This is a genomic window from Alkalihalophilus lindianensis (assembly GCF_032843265.1).
GTDB classification, from domain to species: domain Bacteria; phylum Bacillota; class Bacilli; order Bacillales; family Bacillaceae_D; genus Alkalihalophilus; species Alkalihalophilus lindianensis.
Genome location: NZ_JAWJBA010000528.1, coordinates 1 through 261 on the forward strand (window position 1 = coordinate 1; position 261 = coordinate 261).

Annotated in this window: 1 protein-coding gene; it reads left to right on the top strand. The window is 67.0% G+C overall.

Features of this window, described 5'->3' with window-relative positions; genetic code table 11:
• Positions 1–261, top strand: a 261-nt coding sequence (locus tag RYX56_RS26645) for an AbgT family transporter (RefSeq protein WP_317124250.1), incomplete at both ends; no start/stop codon positions are given.

The window sequence follows — 261 nt, forward strand, 5'->3', positions numbered from 1 at the left end:
CTGCTGGGCATTTCGCCGGAGATGACGACCGCCGCCTATCGCATGGGAGACTCCGTCACAAACATCGCCACGCCGTTGATGAGCTACTTCCCGCTGGTCCTGACCTTCGCCCAACGCTGGGATCCGCGATTCGGCCTCGGTTCCTTGATGGCGACCATGCTCCCCTACGCCGGGGCCTTCCTGGTCGCCGGTCTGGCCATGGTCGCGGCCTGGGTCGCCTTCGACCTGCCGCTGGGGCCGGGCGTCGGCGTCCACTATGAG